Here is a 25,377-nt window from a genome sequence, read left to right as displayed (position 1 = left end):
GCCCCGCCGGGCGACGGATTCGCCCGGCGGCGTGGGACGACTAGACTCTCCAACCGTGACCTCTCCTGTCGATTCCACCGCGAACGCCGCCGCCACCCCCGACCTGGAGCAGCCCTGGGCCGAGCTCGGTCTCAAGGAGGACGAATACGCCAGGATCCGCGAGATTCTCGGCCGTCGGCCCACGGAGGCCGAGCTGGCCGTCTACTCCGTCATGTGGTCGGAACACTGCTCCTACAAGTCGTCCAAGGTGCACCTGCGCTACTTCGGCGAAACCACCACGGACGAGATGCGGTCCTCGATGCTTGCCGGCATCGGAGAGAACGCCGGAGTGGTGGACATCGGTGACGGCTGGGCCGTGACCTTCAAGGTGGAATCGCACAACAGTCCGTCGTACATCGAGCCCTACCAGGGTGCCGCGACCGGCGTCGGCGGGATCGTCCGCGACATCATGGCGATGGGTGCACGCCCGGTGGCCGTGATGGACCAACTTCGCTTCGGCCCGGCCGACGCTGACGACACGCATCGGGTGCTCCCCGGCGTGGTCGCAGGCATCGGCGGCTACGGAAACTGCCTGGGCCTGCCCAATATCGGCGGCGAGACGGTCTTTGACGAGTCGTATGCAGGCAACCCACTGGTGAACGCGCTGTGCGCGGGCGTGATGCGGGTGGAGGACCTGCACCTGGCGTTTGCCTCAGGCACCGGCAACCGCATCATCCTGTTCGGCGCCCGCACCGGGTTGGACGGCATCGGCGGCGTGTCGGTACTGGCCTCGGAGAGCTTCGAGGTCGACTCTGACGGCGCCCCCGTCAAGCCCCGCAAGCTGCCCAGCGTGCAGGTCGGCGACCCGTTCGCGGAGAAGGTGCTCATCGAGTGCTGCCTCGAGCTGTACAAGCAGGAGCTCGTGGTGGGCATCCAGGACCTCGGCGGCGCCGGCCTGGCATGCGCCACTTCCGAGCTCGCCGCGGCCGGCGACGGCGGCATGCACATCGTGCTGGACAACGTCCCGCTGCGCGCCGAGGGGATGACCGCGGCAGAAATCCTGTCGAGCGAGTCGCAGGAGCGCATGTGCGCGGTCGTGGCACCGGAGAACGTCGAGGCGTTCATGGAGGTGTGCCGCCGCTGGGACGTGCTGGCCACCGACATCGGCGAGGTCACCGACGGCGACCACCTCACCATCGAGTTCAAGGGCGAGATCGTCCTGGACGCCCCGCCGAGCACGATCGCCGACGAGGGGCCCGTCTACCACCGCCCCATCGAGCGTCCGGCCGATCAGGATGCACTGCAGGCCGACACCTCCGCGAGCCTGGCCCGCCCGGCCAGCGGTGACGAGCTGCGTCAGACCCTGCTGGACATGGTCTCCAGCCCCGCCCTGTGCTCGCGCCGATTCATCACCGAGCAGTACGACCGGTACGTGCGCGGCAACACGATCCTGGCCGAGGGCGCCGATGGCGGCGTCCTGCGGATCGACGAGGAGTCCGGACGGGGAATCGCGCTATCCACCGACGCCTCGGGTCGCTACACCAAGCTCGACCCGTACACCGGCGCCCGGCTGGCCCTGGCGGAGGCGTACCGCAACGTCGCTGTCACCGGTGCCACTCCGGTCGCGGTGACCAACTGCCTCAACTTCGGCTCCCCCGAGGACCCGGGCGTGATGTGGCAGTTCCGCGAGGCCGTTCACGGACTCGCGGACGGCTGCGCCGAGCTCGGCATCCCCGTCACCGGCGGCAACGTGAGCTTCTACAACCAGACCGGCACCACGCCGATCCTGCCGACGCCCGTCGTGGGCGTCCTCGGCGTGATCGACGACGTCGCCCGCCGCACGCCCACCGCGTTCGGCGACACCCCCGGCGAGAGCATCTACCTGCTCGGCGAGACCCGCGACGAGTTTGACGGCTCCATCTGGGCGCAGGTCGCCCACGACCATCTCGGCGGCCTGCCCCCGGCGGTGGACCTGCAGTGGGAGGCCACCCTGGCCCGCATCATGGCGACCAGCTCCAAGGACGGCCTCATCACCGGGGCTCACGACCTGTCCGAGGGCGGCCTGGCGCAGGCGCTCGTGGAGTCGGCGCTGGCGGGGGAGTGCGGCCTGCGCGTCGTCCTGCCGGAGGACGCCGACCCGTTCGTGTGGCTGTTCTCCGAGTCCGCCGGTCGCGTGATCGTCTCCGTGCCGCGCGGCGAGGAGATCCGGTTCCAGCAGATGCTCACCGCGCAGAGCATCCCTCACACCCGCATCGGCGTCACCGACCCGGAGTCGGGCACCTTCGAGGTGCAGGGCCAGTTCACCATCACCACTGCCGAGCTGCGGGACGCCCACGAGGGGACGCTGCCGGCGCTGTTCGGTGTCGACCCCGTCTGAGCCGACGCCGTAGACGACCGGACCGGGGGTAGGCGGGCGGATGCGTGACCTGGGCAAGCGTGAACGAGTCCTCGCGGTGGTGCTCGCCGCCACCGCCGGGTTCGTCGACGCCGTGGGCTTCCTCGTCGTCGGCGGCTACTTCGTGTCCTTCATGAGCGGAAACTCCACCCGCATGGTCGTCGAGGTGGCCGCGGGGAACCTCGCCGGCGCCGGCATCGCCGCCGTCGTCCTCGTATCGTTTTTCCTCGGCGCGGTCGCCGGAGCCGTCGTCACCCGTCGCCGCAACCTCGACGACCGTCCCGCAGTCCTGTCCCTGGTCGCGTTCCTCCTACTCCTGTCGCTGGGCTTGCACTGGGTCACCTCCGTGACGGTCCTGGGGGTGCCGGTGTCCATCGCGGCCGCCGCCGCGTCGATGGGCGCCATGAACTCCGTATTCCATTCCGGTGGAGAGGTCTCGCTCGGCGTGACTTATATGACGGGCGCCGTCGTGAAGTCGGCACACAGGCTGGTCGACGCACTGACCGGGGGATCGTGGGCGCCATACCGCCAGCAGGTGGCGCTGTGGTCCGCACTCGTCCTGGGCGGTGTCGCCGGCGCGCTGCTGCACGTGGTCATGGGGATCAACGCACTGGCGCTGGCTGCGGCGGTCGTGATTGGCTCACTGCTCGTGACCATCAGGCTGCGCGTCCGGGCACTCCGCTCCCCCTGACGACCCTTCAGGGCCGCGGACGCAGAGGACGGTCTCGTCGTCGCCGGCCCCCGAACAGAAGTGCGCACGTGGTACTCGTGGTCCGTCCGGCGACTATCGTCGAGCCATGTCCACGAGCGAGCGCACTGGTACCGCAGCCTGCGGGGGTACCGACCCCGTGGCACCGGCCGTGCCGGACGCGATGGACCGCCCGGTCGGTCCGCCCGTGTACGTCAGTCCGCCATCCAAGGTTCGCGACGACACGGTGCGGCCGCCCCTGCCCGGGCTCGCGGTGGACACCGTGTTCTTCGTGCTCGCCACCGTGTCCGCGGGATGGCTGGGCTGGCGGTTGTTCGCCGACGCCTGGCGCCAAGACTGGTGGCACCTGTTGCTGCTTATTCCGTTCTGGGCGCTGGTCGCGTACCTGGTGTTGCCACGTCTGCAGACGCTCCTCACGTCGGTGTATGTGCCCGGCTATTTCATCGCCCGCACCCGCACCTCCGACGGGCTGCTGGGGGACCCGGTCAATCTCGCGGTGGACGGTACCGCCCGACAAATTCACGAGGCCATGACAGCGTGCGGTTGGGTGCTGGCCGACGACGTCACGATTCGTTCCTCGTGGGGCATCGTCGTGTCCTCGGTCTTGCGCCGGTCCTACCCCTCGGCACCGGTCAGCCCGTTGAGACTGTTCGGGCGGCGGCAGTGCCTGGCCTATCAGCAGGAGGTCGAGGGCAACGCCGCGCAGCGCCACCACGTCCGATTCTGGCGTTGCCCGGACGGCTGGTTACTGCCCGGCGGGCACCGGGTGCAGTGGCTGGGCGCGGGCACATACGACCGCGCGGTCGGCCTGTCACTGTTCACCCTCCAGGTCACCCACAAGATCGACGCGGACATCGACGTCGAGCGCGACTACATCGTGGACTCGATCCGCTACCACGTGCCCGACGTGGGGGGCCGGGTGCTGGAGAACTTCTCCACCGGTTACCACTCCCGTAACGGCGGCGGCGACGCGATCCGCACCGACGGGGACCTGCCCGTGCTGGATCTGCGCCGCATTCCGGTCCACGAGGAGTCGGCCGCCGAACTGCCGCCAGGGGTGGTGCGCGCGGCCCGAGGATTCGACGACCCTCTCGCCGAGGGCGGTGTGGCCTCGGCGGATCCGGACCGCCCAGCCGACGACGTCGCTCCTGACCCCGCTCACCTGCCACGTCCGGGCGCGGTCACCGCAGGCTGCGCGCTCGTCGCGGTCACCCTCCTCGTGTTGACCGTGTTCGCGGTGCGTGACCTACTGGGAGGAGCTGACATGGAGGAGTTCGCCGGACTCGACCAGTCCGAGGTGGTACCAGCCTTCGTCGCCCTCGCTGTGTTCATAGGAGCGGTGTACGGCGCGATGGGTGTGCTGGCGCTGCTCACCTACCTGGGGTACGCCGCGCCTCGCGTGTGGCTGCTGGCGCTGACCATGGTGAGCACTGTCTCGACCGAGTACGGGCGTCTGAGCACCGGTGCCGAGCAGGACACGTTTCTCGGCGGGTATGCCGTCCTTGCCGTGAACGTTCTCATCATGTTGCTGCTCACGAGCCACGCGGCGCGCACGTGGAGCCGGCGCACCGCCCAAAATCGGCGTGAGCGTCGGCGCGGCCTGCCCACCGCGGCAGACGCCGTGCCTGTCGCCGCAGCCGCGGGGGAGCCGACGTGAGCCGCGTCCCCGACGCCGCGGCGGTGCGCGCAGCGGTCGAGGCCGTGACCCCGTGGCTCGACGACGGCGAGCCCACCGCCACACCGGGTCGGTCCGCATTGGCGGCGGCGGTCCGCGGCACCGTAGAGGTCCTCGCGGCCGAGTTGCCGGGGCGTTCGGTGGAGGTCCGAGTGCCACCGTTCGCCGCGGCACAGTGCGTGGAGGGGCCCCGGCACACCCGGGGTAGTCCGCCCAACGTCGTCGAGACGGATCCCCGCACCTGGCTGGAGTTGGCGACGGGCAGACTCACCTGGGACTGCGCGGTCAAAGAGGGGCGGGTGCGGGCGTCGGGCACCCGTGCGGCGGCGGTCGCCGCGGGACTTCCGGTGATCCGGCCCGCGTGAACAGTGGGCCGCCCCGCCCGATGGAGGTGGACGAGAACCGGTCATTGGGGTCGCCGGGGTAGGTGAACGTAGACTTGTCTCGCACCGCCGGGGTCCGTCCGGGCGGACCGCCCCGAAAGTTGCGAGGGAGCACCAGCTGGTGGAGAGCACGTCGTCACGACCGGCACCGTCCGGGTCACTCCGCCGTACCGGTGGCAAGTCAGCCGTCGGCCTGGGACTGCCGGACCCGTCAGCCCCTGGTCCTGCGGGCCTGCCCATCGACACCGAGCGCATCGGCCCCGTCGAGGAATGCGGCGTCTTCGGGGTGTGGGCCCCGGGCGAGGACGTCGCCAAGCTCACGTACTACGGCCTGTACGCGCTACAACACCGGGGCCAGGAGGCCGCCGGGATCGCTGTCGCGGACGGTGAACAGGTCCTCGTTTACAAGGATCTCGGCCTGGTCAGCCAGGTCTTCGACGAGCAGACACTCGAGTCGATGCACGGTCACGTGGCCATCGGACACTGCCGCTACTCCACCACGGGTGCGGCGAGCTGGGACAACGCCCAGCCGATGTTCCGGCCGACCACCGAGGGCGGTTCCTTGGTCCTCGGTCACAACGGCAACCTCGTCAATACGCAGGAACTCAAACGGCACGCCACGGCGCTGGGCATCGGGGGCTACTCGGAGGAGAGCACCCACTCGGACTCCGACATCATCTCGACCCTGCTGGCCCACGAGGCGCGCGACGGCGGACTCGAGGAGGCGGCGGCCCGTCTGCTGCCCCGCCTGCGCGGGGCCTACTGCCTCACCTTCTCCGATGAGAACACGCTCTACGCGGCCCGCGATCCGCACGGTGTCCGTCCGCTCGCGCTCGGCCGTCTCGAACGCGGCTGGGTCGTCTCGTCCGAGACGTCGGCCCTGGACATCGTCGGTGCCTCCTTCGTCCGCGACATCGAGCCCGGCGAGCTCATCGCCATCGACGCCGACGGCGTGCGCTCACGCAGGCTGTCGCCGTCGACGCCCAAGACGTGCGTGTTCGAGTACGTCTACCTTGCCCGTCCCGACTCGGTGATCAATCAGCGGCTGGTCAACGCCGCGCGTGTCGAGATCGGTCGACGGCTGGCACGTGAGCACCCAGCGGACGGTGACATGGTGATCCCGGTCCCCGAGTCCGGCACCCCGGCGGCGGTCGGCTACGCGCAGGCGTCGGGGCTCCCGTTCGCGCAGGGACTGACCAAGAACGCCTACGTGGGGCGCACGTTCATCCAGCCCAGTCAGACCATTCGTCAGCTGGGTATCCGCCTCAAGCTCAACCCGTTGCGCGAGGTGATCCGTGGGCAGCGGCTCGTGGTGGTGGACGACTCGATCGTCCGCGGGAACACCCAGCGGGCCCTGATCCGGATGTTGCGTGAGGCCGGTGCCCTCGAAGTGCACGTCCGTATTGCCTCACCTCCGGTGCGCTGGCCGTGCTTCTACGGGATTGACTTCGCCAGCCCCGCCGAGCTCATCGCGAACGGGGTCGACGCCTCGGACGGGATGCTCGAGGGCGTTCGCCGTGCCATCGGCGCCGACAGTCTCGGTTATGTCTCCGTCGAGGGGATGATCGAGGCCAGCGGCCAGCGTGCTGATGAATTGTGCGCGGCCTGCTTCGATGGGCACTATCCCATCGAGCTGCCCGATGACTCACCCATGAGTGCGGCCGTGCGCGCACTGGCCGCTGAGGTCGACGACCTCGGCGCCGCTGTCACCCCGGACCGCAGCGACAGCGTGGACCCCGTCCGCCGACCCTGAACGGGCGCCCGACCAGGGGCGCCGACGAGGAGAGACCACATGACCGACAACTCACACCCCCCGACCGGCGCTTCGTACGCTTCCGCCGGCGTCGACATCGACGCGGGTGAGCGTGCGGTGGAGCTGTTCGCTCCCCATGCCAAGCGGGCGACCCGGCCGGAGGTGATGGGGGGCCTCGGTGGTTTCGCCGGCCTGTTCTCACTGAAGAACACCTACCGGCAGCCGCTGCTGGCGTCGTCCACGGACGGGGTCGGTACGAAGATCGCCGTCGCGCAGGCGATGGACGTCCACAACACTGTGGGCATCGATCTCGTCGCGATGGTCGTCGACGATCTCGTGGTGTGCGGCGCCGAGCCCCTATTCCTGCAGGACTACATCGCCATCGGCAAGGTCGTGCCCGAGCACGTGGCCAGCATCGTGGAGGGCATCGCCGAGGGGTGTGTGCGCGCCGGATGCGCGCTCCTGGGAGGAGAGACCGCCGAGCACCCGGGGCTCATGGCGCCGGGGGAGTACGACATCTCCGCCACCGGTGTGGGGATCGTGGAGGCCGACGAGATCCTCCAGGCCGAGAACGTCCGTCCCGGCGACGTGATCATCGGCATGGCCTCGTCTGGGCTCCACTCCAACGGGTACTCCCTGGCCAGGCACGTTCTCCTCGACCTCGCCCGCCTCCCGCTCGAAGGGCACGTCGAGGAGTTCGGACGCACCTTGGGCGAGGAGATGCTCGAGCCCACGCGCATCTATGCCCTCGACTGTCTGAGCCTCATCGCCGAGACCGATGTCAGGGTCTTCAGTCACGTCACCGGTGGCGGGCTCGCGGAGAACCTCGCGCGGGTGATGCCGCGCGGCCTGGTCGCCAGGCTCGACCGAGGGCGGTGGCCCGTGCCCGCGATCTTCGGCACCATCGCCCATCACGGCCGCGTCGAGCAGGCCGAGATGGAACGCACCTTCAACATGGGCGTCGGGATGGTCGCCGTCCTGCCCGAGGAGGATGTGGACCGTGCCCAGGCCGTCCTCACCGCACGCCACGTTCAGAACTGGGTGATCGGTCACGTGGAGAAGGCCGGCGACGATACAGACGCCCCGCGCGTCACGCTGGAGGGCTCCCACGCCCGCTTCTAGGGCCCATAGCGGGCAGACGACAGCGACCCGGCCGGGGCAGTTCCGGCCGGGTCGCTGTCGTCGTGCGCTGTCCTACGCTCGGGTTACGCACGTGAGCCGAACATCCTTTTGGATGCTCGGCTCACGTGGATCTAACGGGAGCGGGGGATGATCAGTACCTGGTGCCACCATCGGACCACGACCCGTAGGGGTCGTCATCCCCGTCGGTGCTGAGTCGCGTCGGCGACCCTCCACCCGACAACTCCTGCTGAAGACGTTCTAGGTCCGTCTGCGGAGTGTTGTACTTGAGTTCGCGAGCGACCTTGGTCTGCTTCGCCTTCGCGCGGCCTCGGCCCATTGACCTGACCCCCTCGGAAACGGTGCTGGGCCACCTCGGGGGTGCCCATTGCAAGTGTGAGTATCTGCCTGCCCACAGGATAGCGTGCTCGGCGCGGAATGTCCGCCCGGCCTGTCTGGCGGGGTGGATCGCCCCTGTATGGCCGTCGCTCACTCGGTGCTGAACTCCGCGAAAGCCTCCCAGGCGCGCGGCCCGTACACGGTGGACGGGCCGCCGTTCATGAAGATCGCCACTCCGAGCGCTTCAGCGACCTCCTTCTTGGTCGCACCGGCTCGTGCGGCGGCACGGGCGTGGGAGGCGATGCATCCGTCGCACTGCTGGGTGACCCCGATGACCAGCGCCATGAGTTCCTTGGTCTTGGTGTCGAGTGCGCCCGGGGCCATCGCTGCCTTGAGTTCGGCGGAGAACCCGGCGTAGACCTCGGGGATCTCGCGACGGAGTTCGCTCGCGGGTCCGCGAAGGTCTTCGAGGGTCTTCTTTCCGTACGACATGACTGCCTCCTCGGTGTGCGGGACGGGCGATCCGCCCCGCGACACCAAATGTACCCCCAGGGGTATGTCGGGGGTGGCGGATCGGCGATCGCTCGAGTTGCGATCCGGATCCGAGCCCCCGACCAGCCTGCCTAGAGAGGCGAGTAACCCGCGACCGCGGGCTCCGCGGGCTGATTCAGTGTCCCCGCAGGCGTTTGACCGCCTCGCGGCCGGCTTGCGGGCCGGAATCGCCGGGTACGGATTCTGGATCGATCGCGCCGGACACCCCTCCGATGTCGAGTTGCGCGTCAGCGGGCACCGCCCGCTTGAGCAGGGCGAGCGCGACGGGGCCGTCCTCGTGGTGGTGGACGACCGTTCCCACGCGCCCCACGGGTCGGCCACCCGAGTGGACCTCGGCACCGGTGGCGGGCATTTGGTCGCCGCTTGATCCATCCAACTGCAGTCGTACGAGCACCCGGGGTGAGCGGCCGAGGTTGTGGACACGGGAGACGGTCTCCTGGCCCCGGTAGCACCCCTTGTCGAGGTGCACTGCACCGCGACGGGCCACCTCGCCGATCCAGCTGGGCACCTCGTGCGGGATCGTCTTCTCGTCGGTGTCCACGCCCAGGCGAGCCCGCAGGGGGGTCGTGTCCGTCGCCCGCAGGGCCTCGAACGTCCACGATCCGGCGGGTCGTGCACCAGCGACGACGACGGCGTCGAACCACGCGGCCAGCCCGGAACGGGGGACCAGGAGATCGACGGACCCGGCCAGTGGCCACGGCGTCCGCCGCGCGACGCCCCCTCCTGGCAGCGCGCGGGACTCGTAGTCATCGACCGGCAGGGGCACCTCGGTGCCGTCGGGGGCGATCAGTGCGGCGGGCAGCGCGGTGCCAAGGAGGGTGATCACGGCGAGGTCCGCAGCAGCCGGGGCCGCATCCGCCCAGAAGACCATCTTGGTGAGAAAGTCCAGCAACGCGGCCCCGCGGCCCGGCTCGGTGTCCACGAAGAGCGTGCCAGCGACGTCGGCGAGCAAGGCGTGGTGTTCCACGCGTCCGTTGGCGTCCAACAGCAGCGTCTCTCCGCCGCCACCGTCCGGGATCTCGGACACGTGCTGGGAGACGAAGCCCTCCAGCCACGTGAGCCTTTCGCCCCCGCCGATCGTCAGCACGTCACGGTGCGACCGGTCCACGACAACCACCGACTCCGCAGCCGCGCGTTGCTCACCGAGCGGGTCCCCGTAATGGTGCGGAACCCCGGCATCGGGAGAGTCGGCGGGCGCGTCCACCGCGCCGGGACGGTTCAGGACCGGGCTGCGATAGCCGCTGTTGGTCCTGTCGGGCACAGCTGGGTCGTTCACGACCGCGATCCTACGTGCGTCGCCGTAGGGTGGGGTCATGCGCGCTGGATCAGGAACGCGGGATGCCTCGGACGGTGGGGCGGCGGGTGACGCCAGGGTCGTCGTACTCGTCGCCGGCGGGCCGGACGGGCCACGGCCACGGGTACACCCGGCGGACGAGCCTTTACTACTGGCTGATGACCTTGCCGCTGTTCGGGGAGACGGTTGCTTCGAGACGTTGCTCGTCGTGGGTGGTCGGCCGGCCAAGCCGGAGCGTCATCTCGCGCGGTTGTCGCGGTCGGCGACGGCCTTGGGACTCACCGGGCCCTCGGACGACGTGTGGCGGGAAGGGATCGACCTGGCGGCGCGGGAGTGGGGCGCGGATTCCGAGGCGATGCTGCGGTTGGTTCTGTCGCGGGGCCCCGAACGGGGAGGGACGGAGACCGCCTACATCACCGTTGCGCCTGTCGGCCCGCACGCGTTGCGCGCCCGCGAGGAGGGCATCGCGGTGACCGTGCTCAACCGGGGATACGCTGCGGATCTCGAGGGGTCGGCTCCGTGGCTGTTGCTCGGCTCCAAAACCCTGTCGTATGCGACCAATATGGCGGCCCTGCGGCACGCCGCAGCGAACGGGTTCGACGACGTGGTCTACCTGTCTTCGGACGGGGAGGTCCTCGAGGGGCCGCGATCGACAGTCGTGATAGCCCGGTCGGGCGAGCTGGTCAGTCCGCCGGCCACGGCAGGGATCCTCGAGGGGACCACCCTCGGGGCTCTCTACGACGTCGCCGAGCGCGAAGGCGTTTCAGTGCATCGGGAGCGGTTGCTGCTCACAGATCTCCTGGCCGCCGACGCGGTGTGGTTGATCTCCTCGGTCACGTTGGCCGCCCGGGTCCGGCGTATCGACGACGTGGTCCTGCCGGCCGGGGACCCGCAGATCAATGTCCCGGGGCTGGTCGATCGCGCTGTGGGGCGGGCCTGAGCGCAGGCCGGAGATCGTCACGGGGGAGCCCGGTTTACCACCCCGGCCGCAGGTGAACGTGGTGGACGACACCCCGTGAACGATTGAGAGTTCATACCCTGCGGCGTATCGTCCGGCTTATATCCGCCGGACGGGGCGGTCGAGCCGCGTGGTAGGAGCACGGACAAATGGACGTCCTCGACATCTCGAGGTGGCAGTTCGGAATCACCACCGTCTACCACTTCATTTTTGTCCCGCTGACCATTGGCCTGGCGCCGTTGGTCGCGATCATGCAGTCGGTCTGGGTGGCCACAGGTAAGACGGGTTGGTACCGCGCGACCAAGTTCTTCGGCAAGTTGTTTTTGATCAACTTCGCGCTCGGCGTCGTCACCGGAATCGTCCAGGAGTTCCAGTTCGGGATGAACTGGTCCGAGTACTCCCGGTTCGTCGGGGACGTCTTCGGTGCCCCGTTGGCGCTCGAAGGCCTGGCCGCCTTCTTCCTCGAGTCCACCTTCCTCGGGTTGTGGATCTTCGGATGGGGGCGACTACCGCGGGCCGTGCACCTCGCGACCATCTGGATGGCGGCGATCGGGGTCAATCTCTCGGCGTACTTCATCATCGCCGCGAACTCGTTCATGCAGCATCCCGTGGGTGCGGTGTACAACCCCGAAACCGGGCGGGCCGAGCTCACGAGCATCTGGGCCCTGATGACCAACTCCACCGCGATGGCGGCGGTACCTCACACCATCGCCGGAGCGTTCCTCACCGCGGGGACCTTCGTCGCCGGGGTCGGGCTGTGGTGGATGGTCCGGGCGACGCGTCAGCAGGCCCGGCTCGACAGCGACGGCGAGGTCGAGGCTGCGGCGGAAAAGAGCGCCCAGGCCCTTGAACTGTTCCGTCCGGTGACCCGGCTCGCGCTCTGGGTGATGATCGTCTCGGGCGTGGCCCTCATCATCACCGGCGATATCCAGGGCAAACTCATGTTCGAGCAGCAGCCGATGAAGATGGCGTCCGCCGAATCGCTCTGCCACACGGAGACCGACCCCGACTTCTCCGTCCTGACCGTGGGGACACACAACAACTGCGATTCGGTGACCCACCTCATTGAGGTTCCGTTCGTGTTGCCCTATCTGGCCGAGGGGCGCTTCTCCGGCGTCGAACTCCAGGGCGTGCAGGACCTGCAGGAGCAATACCAGGAGCAGTTCGGCCCCGGAAACTACGCCCCCAACCTGTTCGTCACCTATTGGAGCTTCCGCGCCATGATCGGGCTCGGCGTCGGCTCCGCCGCGTTGGCCGTGGTGGGTCTCTGGGTCACCCGCCGCTCGGCCCCCATGCCTGACCAGCGTTGGCTCGGCATCCTCGGACTGGCAGCGATCCCCTTCCCGTTCCTGGCGAACTCCGCCGGGTGGATCTTCACCGAGATGGGCCGCCAACCCTGGGTGGTGCACCCGAATCCCACCGGAGACCCGGTGATCAGTCTTCTCGTGAGCCAAGGCGTGTCCGATCATCCCGCGTGGCTGGTGATGACCACCCTCATCGGGTTCACGATCGTTTACGGAGGGCTGGCGGTGGTGTGGTTCTACCTCATCCGGCGATACACCATCGAGGGGCCGCTCGAGCACGATGCGGAGCCGCATCTCGCCTCGGATGGTGACGGTGACGCCGACCGGCCACTGTCCTTCGCCTACTGACGTCGGGAGAGAGTAATGGGCCTCCAAGAATTCTGGTTTGTCCTCATCGCCGTACTCTTCCTCGGGTACTTCCTCCTCGAGGGTTTCGACTTCGGTGTCGGAATACTCATGCGGGTCATCGGCCGTGGGCCGGACACCCCCGAGCGGGACAACCGGCGGAGGGCGGTGCTCAACACGATCGGCCCGGTCTGGGACGGCAACGAGGTGTGGCTGATCGTGGCCGGCGGCGCAATGTTCGCCGCATTCCCGGAGTGGTACGCGACCCTGTTCTCCGGCTTCTATCTGCCGCTGTTCCTCATCCTGCTCGCGTTGATATTCCGGGCGGTGGCCATCGAGTTCAGGGGCAAGATCGACGACCAGGCGTGGCGCCGCCGATGGGATGTGGCAATCGTGGCCGGGTCGGTCATACCTGCGGTCCTGTGGGGGGTCGCGTTCGCTAACATCGTCCGCGGTGTGGCCATCGACGCGGACAAGCAGTTCACCGGAACCCTCTTCGACCTTCTCAATCCGTACGCTCTGCTGGGCGGTCTGGTGACGCTCTCGGTGTTCACCTTGCACGGTGCCGTGTTCCTCGCGCTCAAGACCAGCGGCGAAATGCGCACCGAATCGGTCCGGCTCGCGCGCCTACTGGCTCCCCTGGTCCTCGTCGTCGGTGCCGCGTTCGCTTTGTGGACGCAGCTGGCCCACGGCTACACGTGGACGTGGATCGCTGTCGCTGTGGCTGCCGCGGCCCTGATCGGCGTCGTGGGCGCGGTCGCCGCGGACCGCGAGGGCTGGGCGTTCGCCGGGACGAGTCTGGCGATCACGGCGGTCGTCGTGCTGCTGTTCGGTTCGCTCTTTCCCGACGTCATGCCCACCACGCTCGCCGACGGTGTCGGGCTGACCATCGAGAACGCGTCCAGCTCGCACTACACGCTGGTCGTCATGACCTGGGCGGCCGCGTTGCTCACCCCCGTCGTCGTGCTCTACCAGGGCTGGACCTACTGGGTGTTCCGCCGACGCATCTCGCTGGAGCAGATACCGCCGTCGGTCGGACTCGCACCGACGCGAGCCGGATCGGTGCGCGGAACCGCCGGGCGGAGCTGACCGACGGTGGCGGCGCCGCTCGACCCCAGGCTCGTGCGCGAGTCGCGGCCGGTCCGTCGCCACCTCGCCGTCTCGGTTGGTCTTTCCGTGGTCCTCGCCCTGGCCACGGCCGGGTTCGCCCTACTGCTGGCGCGGGTGCTCGCCGGCGTCATCACCGACCCCACGTCACGCGCGCTCGGGGCCTGGGCGCCGGAGTTGACGGGCCTCGCGGTCGCGGCGGCCGTGCGGGTCGCGGCGACCTGGGCGCAGCAACGGCTGGCGCGAGCGGCGGCAGGCGGGGTCGTCGACGACCTGCGTGCGCGCCTCACGCATGCGGTGGCCGGATGGGACCCCCTCGCCCGCCGGCGGCAGGCATCCGAGCTCCACTCGATCCTCACCACGGGGCTGGCGGGTCTGGTCCCGTACCTCGCCGGTTACGTGCCCGCACTGGCGACCGCGGTCGTCGTGACGCCCGCACTGCTGGTCGTCGTAGCGTTCGTCGATCCGCTCTCGGCCCTACTGATCGTGGTGACCCTTCCACTCATCCCGGTGTTCATGATCCTCGTCGGCACCCTCACCCGGTCGCGAACCGAGCAACAATTGGCGATGATGTCGCGACTGTCGTCCAGGGTTCTTGACCTCATCGCGGGACTGCCCACGCTCGTCGCACTCGGGCGGGAAAGGGGGCCGGAGATCCAGGTCGCACGTGCCGCGGAGGCACACCGGCGGGCCACCATGGGGGCATTGCGCATCGCGTTTCTCTCCTCGATGGTGCTGGAGCTCTTGGCGACACTGTGCGTCGCGCTGGTGGCAGTGGGGATCGGATTGCGGCTCGTGGTGGGGGACATGGAGCTGGCCGCCGGGATCACCGCTCTGATCCTGGCCCCGGAGGTCTACCAACCCCTGCGCACCGTCGGGGCCCGTTTCCACGAGTCCACCGATGGCGCCCACGCCGCGGACCGGGCGTTTCGGGTGCTGGACGGGCCCGCGGGCCCGGCGAACTCCGTCCACGCCGCCCGCTCTCCAATACCCGACGGCCCGGTCACGATCGAAGTGGAGAACCTCACGGTTGACGGTCGCGACGGGCTACGGCCTGACGGCCTCGGGTTCATCGCCGAGCCCGGACGCGTCACCGCACTCACCGGGCCCAACGGTTCGGGGAAATCCACGACCGTGATGGCCGTACTCGGACTCCTCGGGCCAGATCGTCTAGTCAATGGTCAGGTCCTCGTCAATGGCAGCGACCTTGCGCGCGTGGACCGCGCCGACTGGTGGCCCAAGGTGACGTGGCAGCCCCAACGCCCGACCCTCGTGGCGGGAACGCTGCGTGAGAACGCCGAACTGTTCGGGGCCGACCCCAGGCGGCTCGAGACAGCGGCCCGGCAGGCGGGATTCGACGAGGTGCTCACAGCGCGGGAGGAGGGTTGGGACAGCGTCGTGGGCCACGCGGGTCAGGGCCTTTCCACCGGCGAGGCCCACCGGTTGGCGCTGACCAGGATGCTCGCCTCCGACGCACAGGTGCTGCTGTCGGACGAGCCCACCGCACACCTCGACCGGGTGACTGCCCAGCGGGTCGTCGACGCCCTCACCGCCCGCGCGCGCCGGGGTGCGACCGTCCTCGTCGTCTCGCACACCCCGGCTGTCCTCGCCGCTGCGGACGTGGTGGTCACACTCACCGGCGCCGGGAGGCCCGTGGAGGCGGGTGTAGGGAGATGAACGACCTGCGTCACGTCCTCGGGCTGTTGGAACTCGACCGTTTCCGAGTCCTGCGTGCGGTGCTGATGGCCAGTGTCACCCTCGCTGCTGCTGCATCGCTGGCCGCGATCTCCGCGTGGCTGATCACCCGTGCGTGGGAACAACCCCCCGTCCTGGATCTCACGGTGGCCGTCGTCGCCGTGCGGGCCCTCGGGATCGGGCGAGGCGTATCCCGATACCTCGACAGGCTGGCAGGCCACGACGTCGCGCTCCGTGGCGCCGCGCGCGCCCGGGAGCGGCTGTACGAGCGCCTCGCGGAAGCGGGCACGACGCCCGCACTTCGCACCGGTGACGTGCTGCTGCGCTCCGGGCGGGATCTCGACGTGGTGGCGGACACGGTGGTGCGTGTCATCATCCCCGCGGCGGTGGCCGCGGTCCTGTCGCTCGGCTCGGTGCTCGCGCTCGCCCTGCTCTCCCCGGTGGTCGCGGTGGTCATGGCCGTGGCGGTACTCGCCGCGGGCGTCGTCGCCCCGGTGCTCGCGGCGCGCGCCGCGCTGGGCTCTGAGCGTGAGGCCTCCGCCGCGACGTCGGACCAGGCCGCGGCGGCAGTCCTAGTGGTCGATCACGCGGCCGAACTCGCGGTGGGCGGACGGCTTGACTCGACGATCGACTCGATCACCGACGCAGGAGGTCGTCGACGGTCAGCGGAGCTGTCTGCGGACGCGGCCTCGGCCAGGGCCGTCGCCGCAGTACCGGCCGCGATGACCGTGACGGCGATCTCGGCACTGCTCGCCGGGATCGCGGCCTACGGGACCGGCGCTGGGCACGGTCCCACGTGGATCGGAATGCTCGTCCTGTTCCCGCTGGCGGCATTCGAGGCGCTGACCGCACTACCCGGCGCGGCTGAGCACGTCTCGCGTGCAATCCCGGCCGCCGAGAGGATCCGGTCGATGGTCGAGGAACCAAGGCGGGGACCCGCGTCGGGGGCAGTCGGTCGTGGTGGGCCGGTGTCCGGTCACCACCGGCCAGCGCGCGACGACAGCGCGGACCTGCTGAGCGTCGTCGCCCTGGAGTGGGGGCCCGAGGGCAGGGCGTTGGCGGGAGGGCCGCTTGACCTCGTCCTGTCCGCGGGGGATCGTGTGGTCGTCCGCGGTCCGTCAGGGTCCGGTAAGAGCACGCTCGCGCGGGTGCTGGCAGGCCTCCAACCGCCGGTGTCCGGGGGCGTATCAGCCGCGGGGGAGGACCTATCCCTCCTCGACCGGCCGCTCCGCCGACAGCGGGTGATCTACCTTGCTGAAGACGCGCGGATCTTCGACACCACCCTCCGGGACAATCTTCTCGTGGCCCGGGGTGACGCGCCCGATGAGGAACTCCTGGCAGCACTGGAACAGGTCGGTCTCGGCTCATGGGTGGACGGGTTGCCCGGAGGGCTCAACACCGTCTTGGAAGGTGGAGACGAGGCGACGTCCGCCGGTCAGCGTCGGAGATTGCTGCTCGCTCGGGCCCTACTGGTGCCCGCGCCCGTGCTGGTCCTGGACGAACCGACCGAGCACCTCTCGGCGGACGACGCGGGAACTCTGATGCAGCGGATTTGCGACGCCGGCCCGGACGGGCTGTTCGGAGCGGAGCGCGCAGTCGTGGTGGTGACGCACGACCGCGCGACGCCGCTACAGGTATCGAAGGAGATTGAGCTGTAGCCGGATCAGCCGGCCACTCGGCGAAGGCGGGCGGACATGTGGGGCACTAAACCCTTCTCCGAGACGACGCGTTCCTCGACCCAGCCGAGGTCGCCGCCCTCGACGATTCCGTAGATGCGCTTGGCGCCACCCCGCGTGGGCCCGGTGGGGGAGGCGAGCACGACGTCGGTGGCCATCTCCCATGCGGACTGGGTGATCGGGGCGCCGTAGTACATCTCGATGACGCCGGAGGCGTGGGCCACGAGGAACTCGATTTGGTCGTCGGCCGAGATTCGCCAGAATCCCGTCTCCCGGTAGGCCGCGTCGTCCACGGCTCCGCCGCTGTCGTACGTCCAGGCACGAGACGTCCAGCTCAGGTAGTTCCCGCCGTCGTGGGAGACCACCACCTGCTGGCCGAACCGGTGCTGTCCGCGGTCCTCGGTGTCCGCCTCCCCTTCGCCCTCCCAGACACCCACGAGGGGCAGCAGGGCGAGCAGGCCGGGGTGCAGGTCGGGTCCGAAGCGGAGGTTCGCGGTGTCTTCCGGGACGGGGAGTTCGGAGAACGCGGTGATGTTGCGGCGGGCGGTCTCCTCCGATCGCTGCGCCGCGGCGTCGACGGCAGCGTTTCCGGAACCGGGCACGACCGACTCACCGCCGCCGCTCTCGGGGCTGGGCGGCGTGGGATCGCCGGCGTTCGCCGGGCCGCTTTCCGTCACGACTCGTCGGTGACCGTGCGGTAGGCGATGTAGCAGGTGGCCCACAGGATGGCCAGCGTGCAGAGGACCAAGAGGATTTCGAAGAAGAGCACCATGGCCCAATCCTAACCCTGAGCCGTTCAGCCGAGTGAGATGCGGGCCTCTATGGAGTGGATGAGGCAGTCTTCGAGCGGCACGACGAAGTCCTCGCTGACCCGCGCGGGCACACCCAGAACGGTGGCTAGCGCGAATTCCGCGTGAACGACGCCCTCGCGACCCGGGGGGTCGACGGTGATGACGATGTCGCGGACCTCGCGTATCAGCGAGTACTGGAGGTGTAGATGCAGGTCCCAACGAAGGTGGTCCGCCCCGAACCCGGTTTTCAGGCCGTTTTCGCGTCGAACGCAGTCCTTCGCAAACGGGACACGGAACGCCGCGGCCGGGACCGTGAGCGCGGTCAGATACATCCGTACGGCGGCCTCACGCTCCTCGGGGGAGTAGGGGCCGGGATGATCGGGCACGGCCGGGGTCGCTCCCCGGCGTTGGTCGATTCCCACGAGCACGGCGGAGGCGACCGAGGCGCCCACAGCCACGACGGATGCTCGCCCGGCCACGCCGAGCGCACGAGACAGCAGAGACATGCGACCGAGATTAGTCAGTTCCGGGACAGTCTGGGGTGGACATCCGGCTCACCTCTCGACCGGTACCCCGATCAGTGAGCCGTACTCCACCCAGCTTCCGTCGTAGTTCACGACGTTCGGCCGATCGAGGAGTTCGTGGAGGACGAACCAGGTGTGGCTAGACCTTTCGCCGATCCGGCAGTAGGCGACCACCCGCTGGTCGTCATCGCTGAGGAGGTCGGCGTAGATCTGGCGCAGTTCGGCGTCGGACCGGAAGGTGCCGTCCCGGGTGACCGCCCGGTTCCACGGGATACTCACGGCGCCGGGGATGTGGCCGCGCTGGCGACCGCCCTCCTGGGGGAGTCCAGCGGGGGCGGCGAGCCGACCGGTGAACTCGTCGACCGAGCGGACGTCGACGAGCGCGTCCCTGCCGAGACCCGCGAGCACGTCGTCGCGGAACGCCCGGATCGACAGGTCCTGTGGTTCAGCGACGTAGTCGGTCACCGCGCGCTGCGGTAGCTCGGTCTCCAGTGGTAGACCGTCCCGCTCCCAGCGCATACGTCCACCGTCGAGTAGGCGGACGTCTGGGTGCCGGTACAGGCGGAGGTACCAGTAGGCGTAGGCCGCGAACCAATTGTGGTTGCCGCCGTAGACGACCACAGTGTGCTCGCGGGTGATGCCCCGTTCGGACAGGAGGGCGCCGAACCGCTCGCGATCGACGAGGTCGCGGGTGTATTCCTGCTGCAGCTCGGTACGCCAGTTCAGTGCGACAGCCCCGGGGATGTGCCCCTCGGTGTGATAAGCCGTCACGTCCTCGTCGACCTCGAGAAAGACCACCGAGTCGTCGGCCAGGCGCGACTCGGCCCAGCGGGTGCTGACCAGTACATTGTCGCGACTCATGGGCCCGAGTCTAGAGGTCTGAGCGTGCGAGGCCGTTGAGTGGCGCGGTGCCAGGTCCGCCGGCACCAGTGGCCGTGACGGTGCCGCCCTTGACTGTGAGTGTGTCGACCGCCACGCCTAGCGGCAGAACGTCTGGGGCGAGTGTCAGCGCAGTGCGACGAAGTGTCAGTTCGGCGTCACCGTCGGGGAACCCCGCCGGTCCCGTCGCGGGGGCGACGGGGACAAGGCGCGCGCCGAGGTCGTCGACGACGAGGTCTACGAACGCCGAAACGCGAACGTTGGACTCCTCGAGTGTCCCGGTGATTCGGGCTCGGTGCTCGGTCCCCCCGGCCAGGCTCGGATCGTCGGCAGCGCCGACCAGTACGTCCCGCATCCCCAGCGCCGGGCCGAGCGAATCGCCGGTGATCTGCACCGAGACCTTCACCGCCCGCGCCGTCAGTGGCCCGGTCGGGTCGTCCGGCACTGTCACATCGTTGGCAACGGCCTCGACGGCGGTCGGTCCGAGTCCGGGTCGGTCGACGCCCTCGACCCGGATGGCCACCGAGTCGAGGGTGCCCGGACCGGACCACCTCGAGCCCGGAGCGCCGCCGATCTTCACCGAGGGGGGGCCGGTGCCGGGATCCGCGGGTGCGATGCGACCGGACAGATCGGCCTCGATACGCGAGGCGGACACCGACTCCACGGTGAAGGCGCTGCCGGACACGACGGCCACGGCGGCAGCTGCGAGGGCAACGGTGCGGGGGACTCTCATGGGCTTCAGGTGTACTCCAATCCCCGTTTCGGGGGTGCAGGTCGCTAGTATCGTTCCCGCCCCAGCACGGAGAGGATGCGACATGGATGTAGTGCTCCTCGCTGCTGAAGAAGACCCCGAGGCGGTCATCCCGGCGCTGCCCCTCCTGCCGCACACCGTGCGTGTGCTTCCTCCGCTGGCGTCCTCGCTGGGGGACCTGTCCGGAGTGGCTCTCGCGCTCGTCGACGCGCGGAGTGATCTCGCGGCGTCACGCGCGCTGTGCCGATTGTTATCGGGTAGTGGTGACTTCGCCGTCATCGCCGTGGTCTCGGAGGGTGGACTGATCGCGGTCAGCGGGGACTGGGGCCTGGACGACATCCTCCTGCCGGCTACAGGCCCGGCGGAGGTGGACGCGCGGTTCCGGCTGGCGGCGGCGCGACGCTCGTCCCAGAGCTCGGCGGACGGTGGACTCCTCACGGTCGGTGACCTGGTCATCGACGAGGAGACCTACGTCGCGCGCGTCAAGGGACGCGCACTGGACCTGACCTACAAGGAATTCGAACTCCTCAAACACCTCTGCCACCATCCCGGCCGGGTGTTCTCCCGTGCGCAGCTGCTCCAGGAGGTGTGGGGCTACGACTTCTTCGGCGGCACCCGGACGGTCGACGTCCATATCCGGCGATTGCGCGCCAAACTCGGTCCTGATCACGAGTCGCTGATCGGCACCGTCCGTAACGTCGGGTACAAGGCGGTCCGTCCGACGGATCGCAGGGAGGACGGAGAATAAGCATGACTGTGACCGAACGTGCAGTGGATGTCGGGGCCGCCGACCGCATAGAGGCGATGGCCGGGATCGCAGAATCGGTCGACGGAGTCGCGCCCCTTGGTGAGCAGCCGCTCCGAGCACTCCGCGGCCCCGCAGGGGAGGTTCGGCACTTTCTCGCATCCGACCCCGCCGCATCTGAATCGGACGCCGGCGGCCCCTCCGCGTCTCCGAGCGCCGGAGACCCCGCGATCGTCGGCTATGCCCAGCTCACGGGCACCGGGGACGAGGCCACGGTGGAGATGGTCGTAGATCCCGAGCACCGTCGACGTGGGCACGGTTCCGCCCTCCTGAGGGCAGTGTTCAACGCCGAGCCCCGCGCCGCGGTGTGGGCGCACGGGGACCTGACGGCGGCCCGGGCCCTCGCGGAGAACCTCGGGCTGGCGCGCACTCGCGAATTGCTCAAGATGCGCCGACGAGCCGCCGACGGGCCGACGCTGCCGGAACCGCGCGCGTCAGAAGGAATCGAGACCGGGGCTCTCGCCGACGCCGCGTCCGAGGGGGGATCGCGGTGGGCGGGGATGGACGCCCGGGATGAGTTCCTCCGCGTCAACAACGCCGCGTTCTCGTGGCACCCGGAACAAGGTGGATGGACGCGCGAGCAACTCGACGACCGTCTCGCCGTCGATTGGGTGGACCCCGGTGCAGTCTTCCTCGCCGTGGACACCTCCGGCGAGATCCCGCGACTCGCGGGGTTCCACTGGACAAAAACCGTGGCGGAGCCCGGGAAGTCGATCGAGGGTGAGGTCTACGTAGTCGCCGTAGACCCGGCAGACCAGGGCAGGGGGCTTGGTGGTCTGCTCACGGCCATTGGGGTCGCTCATCTGGAAAGCACGGTAGGGGCGGAGTCTGTCGTCCTCTATGTGGAAGGCGACAACCTCCCCGCGATCCGCACATACGAGAGGCTCGGCTTCGCCGTCGAGCATCGCGATGTGACGTACGCCTCGCGCTGAGTCCGCCCGGCATCCCGGGCCGGAAATCTCAGGAGCACCCCAGGTGGGGGCCCTGGGCAGAGGAGCTGCAGTGGGAGGTGAACGGCGCTCGAGCTGGGAGTTCATCTCGGGTTCACCTACCTTCGCGGGGTTGTTCACGTCTGCGCTCTAGGTTCTCTTCTCGTCGGGTCGGTGTGTTCCGATCCGGACTCGCGATGCAGTTGCCAGCTACGTGACCCGGTCGAGTGCTGTGCCGGGTAAACCAAGGAGAATCTGTGGACCTCAAGCGCACCGGTGCCCTGTTCGGGTTGGCCGCCCTCACCGCGGTCGGGTTGGCCGCCTGTTCGGATGACAACACCGGCGGGGGCGACACGGCCGCCCAGGCGGTTTCCAATGCGGAGTGCGGTGGCAAAGCCAGCCTCAACGCCTCGGGTTCGTCCGCGCAGAACAACGCCATGACGATCTTCGCCAACTCCTACGCCATGAGCTGTGAGGGGCAGACGCTGGACTATAACTCCAACGGTTCCGGTTCGGGTGTCAAGGAGTTCATCGGCGGCCAGACCGATTTTGGCGGCTCCGACTCCCCGCTCAAGGACAACGAGTACCCCCGGGCTGAGGAGCGGTGCGAGGGCCCGGCATGGAACCTGCCGGCCGTCTTCGGACCCATCGCGATCGCCTACAACCTCGACGGGGTCGACGTGTCGCTGTCGGCCGACACCCTCGCCAAGATTTTCTCCGGCGAGATCACCACCTGGAACGACACGGCCATTGCAGCGGAAAATCAGGGAACGGAGCTGCCCGACCAGCCGATCACAGTGATCTTCCGTTCCGACGAATCCGGCACCACCGACAACTTCCAGAAGTATCTCGAGGCTGCCGCCCCCGATTCCTGGACCGGGGGCGCGGGCAAGACCTTCAACGGCGGAACTGGTGAGGGTTCTCGCGGGAACGAGGGTGTCTCCGCAGCCGTCGCGCAGACCCCCGGCACCATCACCTACACCGAGTGGTCCTACGCCAAGAACCTCGGCCTCGCGATGGTCGACCTCATCACCCCGGCGGATGCGGAGGGTGTGGAGCTCAACGCCGAGACCGCCGGCACGACTATCGATTCGGCAACCTTGAAGAACGAGGGGTCCAACGACCTGGTGATCGACACCTCTTCGTTCTACGTCCCCGAGGCCGCGGGCGCCTACCCGCTCATCATGCCGACCTACGAGATCGTGTGCTCCACCTACGGCGATCCCGAGACGGCCGCAGCCGTCAAGTCGTTCCTCAACGTCGCGGTGTCCGAGGACGTCCAAGCTCAGCTCGAGGACGAGGGCTACATCCCCGTGCCGGACGCGTTCCGAGAGAAGCTCGTCACGGCCATCTCAGAGATCTCATGATATTCGCGGTCACCACGTCTGCCCCTGTACGGTCGTGCGCGGTGACCGACCTATTCCCACCTGAGCGACTGAAGGTCTCATGACAGTTCACGAACCCGTCGACCGCGACGCCGGTGGCAACGCCGCGTCCGGCGAGATCAAGGACGGCACCAGTCTGGTGTACGACAGAAACCAAGACGGAGGAGGCGGTCTGCGCGACGCCGGGTCGTCACGGAAAATCGATCCGATCTTCCGCGGAGTCACCGTCGCGGCGGGCGCCGTCATCGTCGCGCTCATCGCGCTCATCGGGATAGTGCTGGTTTTGCAGGCGGCGCCGTCGCTGATGCAGAACAATGTCAACTTCTTCACGTCGTCCGAGTGGAACACCACGGATCCGGAGAGCATGCGCTTCGGCATCCTGGATCTTCTCAAGGTCACGGTCCTGAGCGCGATCTTCGCACTGGTTCTGGCGGTGCCCGTCTCGATCGGCATCGCCACGTTCCTCGTCCAGTACGCACCGCCCCGGCTTTCGCGGTCACTGTCGGCGCTTATCGACCTGCTGGCCGCCGTCCCGTCGATCATCTACGGCATGTGGGGGCTGCTGGTGCTGGGGCCGTGGATGGTGCCGTTCGCCGGGTGGCTGAACGAAAACCTCAACTGGATATTCCTGTTCGGAGACGGCAACGTCACCATCGCCGGCGGCGGTACCATCTTCACGGCCGGCGTCGTTCTGGCCATCATGATCTTGCCGATCATCACATCCATGTCGCGCGAGACGATCCGCCAGACCCCATCCCTCCACCAGGAGGCCGCCCTCGCGCTGGGCGCCACCAAATGGGAGAAGATCCGGCTCACCTGCTTCCCTTACGCCAAGTCCGGGATGATCGCGGGCTCCATGCTCGCGCTCGGGCGGGCGCTCGGTGAGACCGTGGCGGTGCTGATCATCCTCCGCGCGGCGAGCTCGCCGAGCACCCTGTCGCTGTTCGACGGCGGTTTCACGTTCGCGTCGAAGATCGCGTCCGGCAGCGCCGAGTTCAATCACCCGCTTCCCACCGGCGCCTATATCGCGGCCGGCCTCGTGCTCTTCATCCTCACCTTCATCGTCAACCTCATCGCGCGGTCTGTGTCCGGTGGAAAGGTCAACGGCTGATGTCCCAGGCAACCCCCGACCTCGCGAAGCCGGCCAAGCCGGTCGACACCTTTCTCCCGATCTCGACAAGCCGGAAGATCAAGAACAAGGCGGCGACCGTTGTTTTCACGGTGTGCTTCGTCCTGGCAGTGATCCCCCTGGTGGCCCTGTTGTTCAAGGTGATCACCTCGGGGCTGCCCGCGATCATCGACGTGACGTGGTGGACCAACTCGTTCAATCTCGTCGCACCGTCGTCAATGGCAGGCGGCGTAGGCCACGCGATCTACGGCAGCCTGGTCCAGGCCGGGATCGCGGCCGTCATCTCGATCCCGCTCGGGGTCGCAGCCGGCATCATGCTGGTGGAGTACCCCGAATCGCGACTCGCCAAGCCGACGACCTTCATGGTCGACGTCCTCGCCGGTGTCCCCTCGGTGGTGGCGGCCATCTTCGTCTTCGGCGTCTGGGTCTCGGTACTGAAATTCAACCTCAGCGCGTTCGCGGTGTCCCTCGCACTGGTCCTGCTCATGCTGCCGCTGATCGTGCGTTCGACCGAGGAGATGCTCAAGCTCGTTCCCGACGAGCTCCGTGAGGCCTCCTACGCGCTGGGCGTCCCCAAGTGGAAGACCATCGTCAGCGTGGTCGTCCCGACCGCGCTGTCCGGGATGATCTCCGGGATCTTCCTCGCCCTCGCGAGAGTGATGGGCGAGACCGCGCCGGTGCTCATCTTGGTGGGCTACACCGCGCGCTACAACTTCGACGTCTTCAACGGCAACATGGCCTCGCTCCCACTGTTGATCTACAACCAGCTCTCGAACCCCAACGAGGCCGGCCAGTTCCGGATCTGGGGTGCAGCGCTCACCCTTATCGTCATCATCGCGTTGGCGAACGTGCTCGCCACCTTCGCCGCCAAGGCGCTCGCGCCCAAAACCAAGTAAGGACC

23 protein-coding genes are annotated in these 25,377 nt (G+C 68.6%); 16 read left to right on the top strand and 7 right to left on the bottom strand.

Features of this window, described 5'->3' with window-relative positions; genetic code table 11:
• Nucleotides 1-55 precede the first annotated feature (55 nt).
• The 6 genes from purL (at nucleotide 56) to purM (ending at nucleotide 8,016) form a co-directional block, all read left to right on the top strand.
• Nucleotides 56-2,356 carry a phosphoribosylformylglycinamidine synthase subunit PurL gene (purL, locus tag FQ137_RS14885; protein WP_149293416.1) on the top strand — a complete coding sequence of 767 codons (2,301 nt, stop codon included), beginning with the start codon at nucleotides 56-58 and terminating at the stop codon, nucleotides 2,354-2,356.
• Nucleotides 2,357-2,396: 40 nt separating this feature from the next.
• The gene (locus tag FQ137_RS14880; RefSeq protein WP_149293415.1) at nucleotides 2,397-3,065 is read left to right on the top strand and encodes a YoaK family protein; all 669 of its coding nucleotides are present in this window, start codon (nucleotides 2,397-2,399) and stop codon (nucleotides 3,063-3,065) included.
• 106 nt (nucleotides 3,066-3,171) lie between these two features.
• Complete coding sequence (locus FQ137_RS14875) at nucleotides 3,172-4,740, top strand: LssY C-terminal domain-containing protein (RefSeq protein ID WP_149293414.1); 1,569 nt, start codon at nucleotides 3,172-3,174, stop codon at nucleotides 4,738-4,740.
• Entirely contained in the window at nucleotides 4,737-5,123 is a 387-nt protein-coding gene (locus FQ137_RS14870) for a sterol carrier family protein (RefSeq protein WP_149293413.1), read from the top strand. The genes FQ137_RS14875 and FQ137_RS14870 overlap by 4 nt, the downstream gene beginning before the upstream one ends.
• 139 nt (nucleotides 5,124-5,262) lie before the next feature.
• The gene (gene purF / locus FQ137_RS14865; RefSeq protein WP_149293412.1) at nucleotides 5,263-6,894 is read left to right on the top strand and encodes an amidophosphoribosyltransferase; all 1,632 of its coding nucleotides are present in this window, start codon (nucleotides 5,263-5,265) and stop codon (nucleotides 6,892-6,894) included.
• Nucleotides 6,895-6,933: 39 nt separating this feature from the next.
• The gene (gene purM / locus FQ137_RS14860) at nucleotides 6,934-8,016 is read left to right on the top strand and encodes a phosphoribosylformylglycinamidine cyclo-ligase (RefSeq protein WP_149293411.1); all 1,083 of its coding nucleotides are present in this window, start codon (nucleotides 6,934-6,936) and stop codon (nucleotides 8,014-8,016) included.
• A 151-nt stretch (nucleotides 8,017-8,167) separates the two neighbouring features.
• On the opposite strand, the gene FQ137_RS14855 is transcribed toward purM, so the two are convergent.
• The 3 genes from FQ137_RS14855 to FQ137_RS14845 all read right to left on the bottom strand — a co-directional run bounded on the left by FQ137_RS14855 (nucleotide 8,168) and on the right by FQ137_RS14845 (nucleotide 10,180).
• Nucleotides 8,168-8,353: a DUF3073 domain-containing protein gene (locus FQ137_RS14855; RefSeq protein ID WP_149293410.1), complete on the bottom strand. Its 186-nt coding sequence runs from the start codon at nucleotides 8,351-8,353 to the stop codon at nucleotides 8,168-8,170.
• Nucleotides 8,354-8,502: 149 nt separating this feature from the next.
• Nucleotides 8,503-8,844, bottom strand: a complete 342-nt coding sequence (locus FQ137_RS14850; protein ID WP_149293409.1) for a carboxymuconolactone decarboxylase family protein — start codon at nucleotides 8,842-8,844, stop codon at nucleotides 8,503-8,505.
• A 175-nt stretch (nucleotides 8,845-9,019) separates the two neighbouring features.
• Entirely contained in the window at nucleotides 9,020-10,180 is a 1,161-nt protein-coding gene (locus tag FQ137_RS14845) for a folate-binding protein YgfZ (RefSeq protein WP_255584399.1), read from the bottom strand.
• A gap of 37 nt (nucleotides 10,181-10,217) precedes the next feature.
• Here FQ137_RS14845 and FQ137_RS14840 point away from each other — a divergent pair, with 37 nt between their 5' ends.
• From FQ137_RS14840 to cydC, 5 genes are all read left to right on the top strand, one after another.
• Nucleotides 10,218-11,138, top strand: coding sequence for an aminodeoxychorismate lyase (locus FQ137_RS14840; RefSeq protein ID WP_149293407.1), 921 nt, complete (start codon nucleotides 10,218-10,220; stop codon nucleotides 11,136-11,138).
• Between the two features lie 167 nt (nucleotides 11,139-11,305).
• Nucleotides 11,306-12,808: a cytochrome ubiquinol oxidase subunit I gene (locus tag FQ137_RS14835; protein ID WP_149293406.1), complete on the top strand. Its 1,503-nt coding sequence runs from the start codon at nucleotides 11,306-11,308 to the stop codon at nucleotides 12,806-12,808.
• Between the two features lie 15 nt (nucleotides 12,809-12,823).
• Nucleotides 12,824-13,894, top strand: a complete 1,071-nt coding sequence (gene cydB / locus FQ137_RS14830; RefSeq protein WP_149293405.1) for a cytochrome d ubiquinol oxidase subunit II — start codon at nucleotides 12,824-12,826, stop codon at nucleotides 13,892-13,894.
• Between the two features lie 6 nt (nucleotides 13,895-13,900).
• A complete protein-coding gene (gene cydD / locus FQ137_RS14825; protein WP_149293404.1) occupies nucleotides 13,901-15,589 on the top strand; it encodes a thiol reductant ABC exporter subunit CydD in 1,689 nt (562 codons plus the stop codon).
• A complete protein-coding gene (gene cydC, locus FQ137_RS14820; RefSeq protein ID WP_149293403.1) occupies nucleotides 15,586-17,265 on the top strand; it encodes a thiol reductant ABC exporter subunit CydC in 1,680 nt (559 codons plus the stop codon). Before cydD ends, cydC begins: the two co-directional genes overlap by 4 nt.
• A 5-nt stretch (nucleotides 17,266-17,270) precedes the next feature.
• Here the strand turns inward: cydC and FQ137_RS14815 are convergent, their stop codons facing one another.
• The 4 genes from FQ137_RS14815 to FQ137_RS14800 all read right to left on the bottom strand — a co-directional run bounded on the left by FQ137_RS14815 (nucleotide 17,271) and on the right by FQ137_RS14800 (nucleotide 20,210).
• Nucleotides 17,271-17,960, bottom strand: a complete 690-nt coding sequence (locus tag FQ137_RS14815) for an FABP family protein (RefSeq protein ID WP_188065098.1) — start codon at nucleotides 17,958-17,960, stop codon at nucleotides 17,271-17,273.
• A gap of 119 nt (nucleotides 17,961-18,079) precedes the next feature.
• Nucleotides 18,080-18,580: a hypothetical protein gene (locus FQ137_RS14810; RefSeq protein ID WP_149293402.1), complete on the bottom strand. Its 501-nt coding sequence runs from the start codon at nucleotides 18,578-18,580 to the stop codon at nucleotides 18,080-18,082.
• Between the two features lie 48 nt (nucleotides 18,581-18,628).
• A complete protein-coding gene (locus FQ137_RS14805; RefSeq protein ID WP_149293401.1) occupies nucleotides 18,629-19,459 on the bottom strand; it encodes a sulfurtransferase in 831 nt (276 codons plus the stop codon).
• 10 nt (nucleotides 19,460-19,469) lie between these two features.
• Complete coding sequence (locus tag FQ137_RS14800) at nucleotides 19,470-20,210, bottom strand: DUF2993 domain-containing protein (RefSeq protein WP_149293400.1); 741 nt, start codon at nucleotides 20,208-20,210, stop codon at nucleotides 19,470-19,472.
• An 82-nt stretch (nucleotides 20,211-20,292) separates the two neighbouring features.
• On the opposite strand from FQ137_RS14800, the gene FQ137_RS14795 reads away from it, so the two are divergent.
• The 5 genes from FQ137_RS14795 to pstA all read left to right on the top strand — a co-directional run bounded on the left by FQ137_RS14795 (nucleotide 20,293) and on the right by pstA (nucleotide 25,372).
• Nucleotides 20,293-20,976, top strand: a complete 684-nt coding sequence (locus FQ137_RS14795; RefSeq protein ID WP_149293399.1) for a winged-helix domain-containing protein — start codon at nucleotides 20,293-20,295, stop codon at nucleotides 20,974-20,976.
• Nucleotides 20,977-20,978: 2 nt separating this feature from the next.
• Nucleotides 20,979-21,965, top strand: a complete 987-nt coding sequence (mshD, locus tag FQ137_RS14790; RefSeq protein ID WP_149293398.1) for a mycothiol synthase — start codon at nucleotides 20,979-20,981, stop codon at nucleotides 21,963-21,965.
• Between the two features lie 254 nt (nucleotides 21,966-22,219).
• Nucleotides 22,220-23,329, top strand: coding sequence for a phosphate ABC transporter substrate-binding protein PstS (gene pstS, locus FQ137_RS14785; RefSeq protein ID WP_149293397.1), 1,110 nt, complete (start codon nucleotides 22,220-22,222; stop codon nucleotides 23,327-23,329).
• A gap of 79 nt (nucleotides 23,330-23,408) precedes the next feature.
• Complete coding sequence (gene pstC / locus FQ137_RS14780) at nucleotides 23,409-24,458, top strand: phosphate ABC transporter permease subunit PstC (protein WP_149293396.1); 1,050 nt, start codon at nucleotides 23,409-23,411, stop codon at nucleotides 24,456-24,458.
• The gene (gene pstA, locus FQ137_RS14775) at nucleotides 24,458-25,372 is read left to right on the top strand and encodes a phosphate ABC transporter permease PstA (RefSeq protein WP_149293395.1); all 915 of its coding nucleotides are present in this window, start codon (nucleotides 24,458-24,460) and stop codon (nucleotides 25,370-25,372) included. The genes pstC and pstA overlap by 1 nt, the downstream gene beginning before the upstream one ends.
• Nucleotides 25,373-25,377: the final 5 nt, after the last annotated feature.

The sequence above is a fragment of the Dietzia sp. ANT_WB102 genome, assembly GCF_008369165.1.
Taxonomy (GTDB): Bacteria; Actinomycetota; Actinomycetes; order Mycobacteriales; family Mycobacteriaceae; genus Dietzia.
The sequence above is the reverse complement of the archived record's forward strand: the minus strand, read 5'-3'. Positions and strand labels throughout refer to the sequence as shown.

Excerpts from the sequence above, each read along its gene's own strand:
- FQ137_RS14835 (WP_149293406.1), top strand. The coding sequence starts at position 11,306 with ATGGACGTCCTCGACATCTCGAGGTGGCAGTTCGGAATCACCACCGTC.
- mshD (WP_149293398.1), top strand. The coding sequence starts at position 20,979 with ATGACTGTGACCGAACGTGCAGTGGATGTCGGGGCCGCCGACCGCATA.
- FQ137_RS14880 (WP_149293415.1), top strand. The coding sequence starts at position 2,397 with ATGCGTGACCTGGGCAAGCGTGAACGAGTCCTCGCGGTGGTGCTCGCC.
- pstC (WP_149293396.1), top strand. The coding sequence starts at position 23,409 with ATGACAGTTCACGAACCCGTCGACCGCGACGCCGGTGGCAACGCCGCG.
- FQ137_RS14840 (WP_149293407.1), top strand. The coding sequence starts at position 10,218 with ATGCGCGCTGGATCAGGAACGCGGGATGCCTCGGACGGTGGGGCGGCG.
- pstA (WP_149293395.1), top strand. The coding sequence starts at position 24,458 with ATGTCCCAGGCAACCCCCGACCTCGCGAAGCCGGCCAAGCCGGTCGAC.
- FQ137_RS14875 (WP_149293414.1), top strand. The coding sequence starts at position 3,172 with ATGTCCACGAGCGAGCGCACTGGTACCGCAGCCTGCGGGGGTACCGAC.
- FQ137_RS14810 (WP_149293402.1), bottom strand. The coding sequence starts at position 18,580 with ATGTCTCTGCTGTCTCGTGCGCTCGGCGTGGCCGGGCGAGCATCCGTC.
- cydB (WP_149293405.1), top strand. The coding sequence starts at position 12,824 with ATGGGCCTCCAAGAATTCTGGTTTGTCCTCATCGCCGTACTCTTCCTC.
- FQ137_RS14800 (WP_149293400.1), bottom strand. The coding sequence starts at position 20,210 with ATGAGAGTCCCCCGCACCGTTGCCCTCGCAGCTGCCGCCGTGGCCGTC.
- purM (WP_149293411.1), top strand. The coding sequence starts at position 6,934 with ATGACCGACAACTCACACCCCCCGACCGGCGCTTCGTACGCTTCCGCC.
- FQ137_RS14855 (WP_149293410.1), bottom strand. The coding sequence starts at position 8,353 with ATGGGCCGAGGCCGCGCGAAGGCGAAGCAGACCAAGGTCGCTCGCGAA.
- FQ137_RS14795 (WP_149293399.1), top strand. The coding sequence starts at position 20,293 with ATGGATGTAGTGCTCCTCGCTGCTGAAGAAGACCCCGAGGCGGTCATC.
- FQ137_RS14805 (WP_149293401.1), bottom strand. The coding sequence starts at position 19,459 with ATGAGTCGCGACAATGTACTGGTCAGCACCCGCTGGGCCGAGTCGCGC.
- FQ137_RS14850 (WP_149293409.1), bottom strand. The coding sequence starts at position 8,844 with ATGTCGTACGGAAAGAAGACCCTCGAAGACCTTCGCGGACCCGCGAGC.
- cydC (WP_149293403.1), top strand. The coding sequence starts at position 15,586 with ATGAACGACCTGCGTCACGTCCTCGGGCTGTTGGAACTCGACCGTTTC.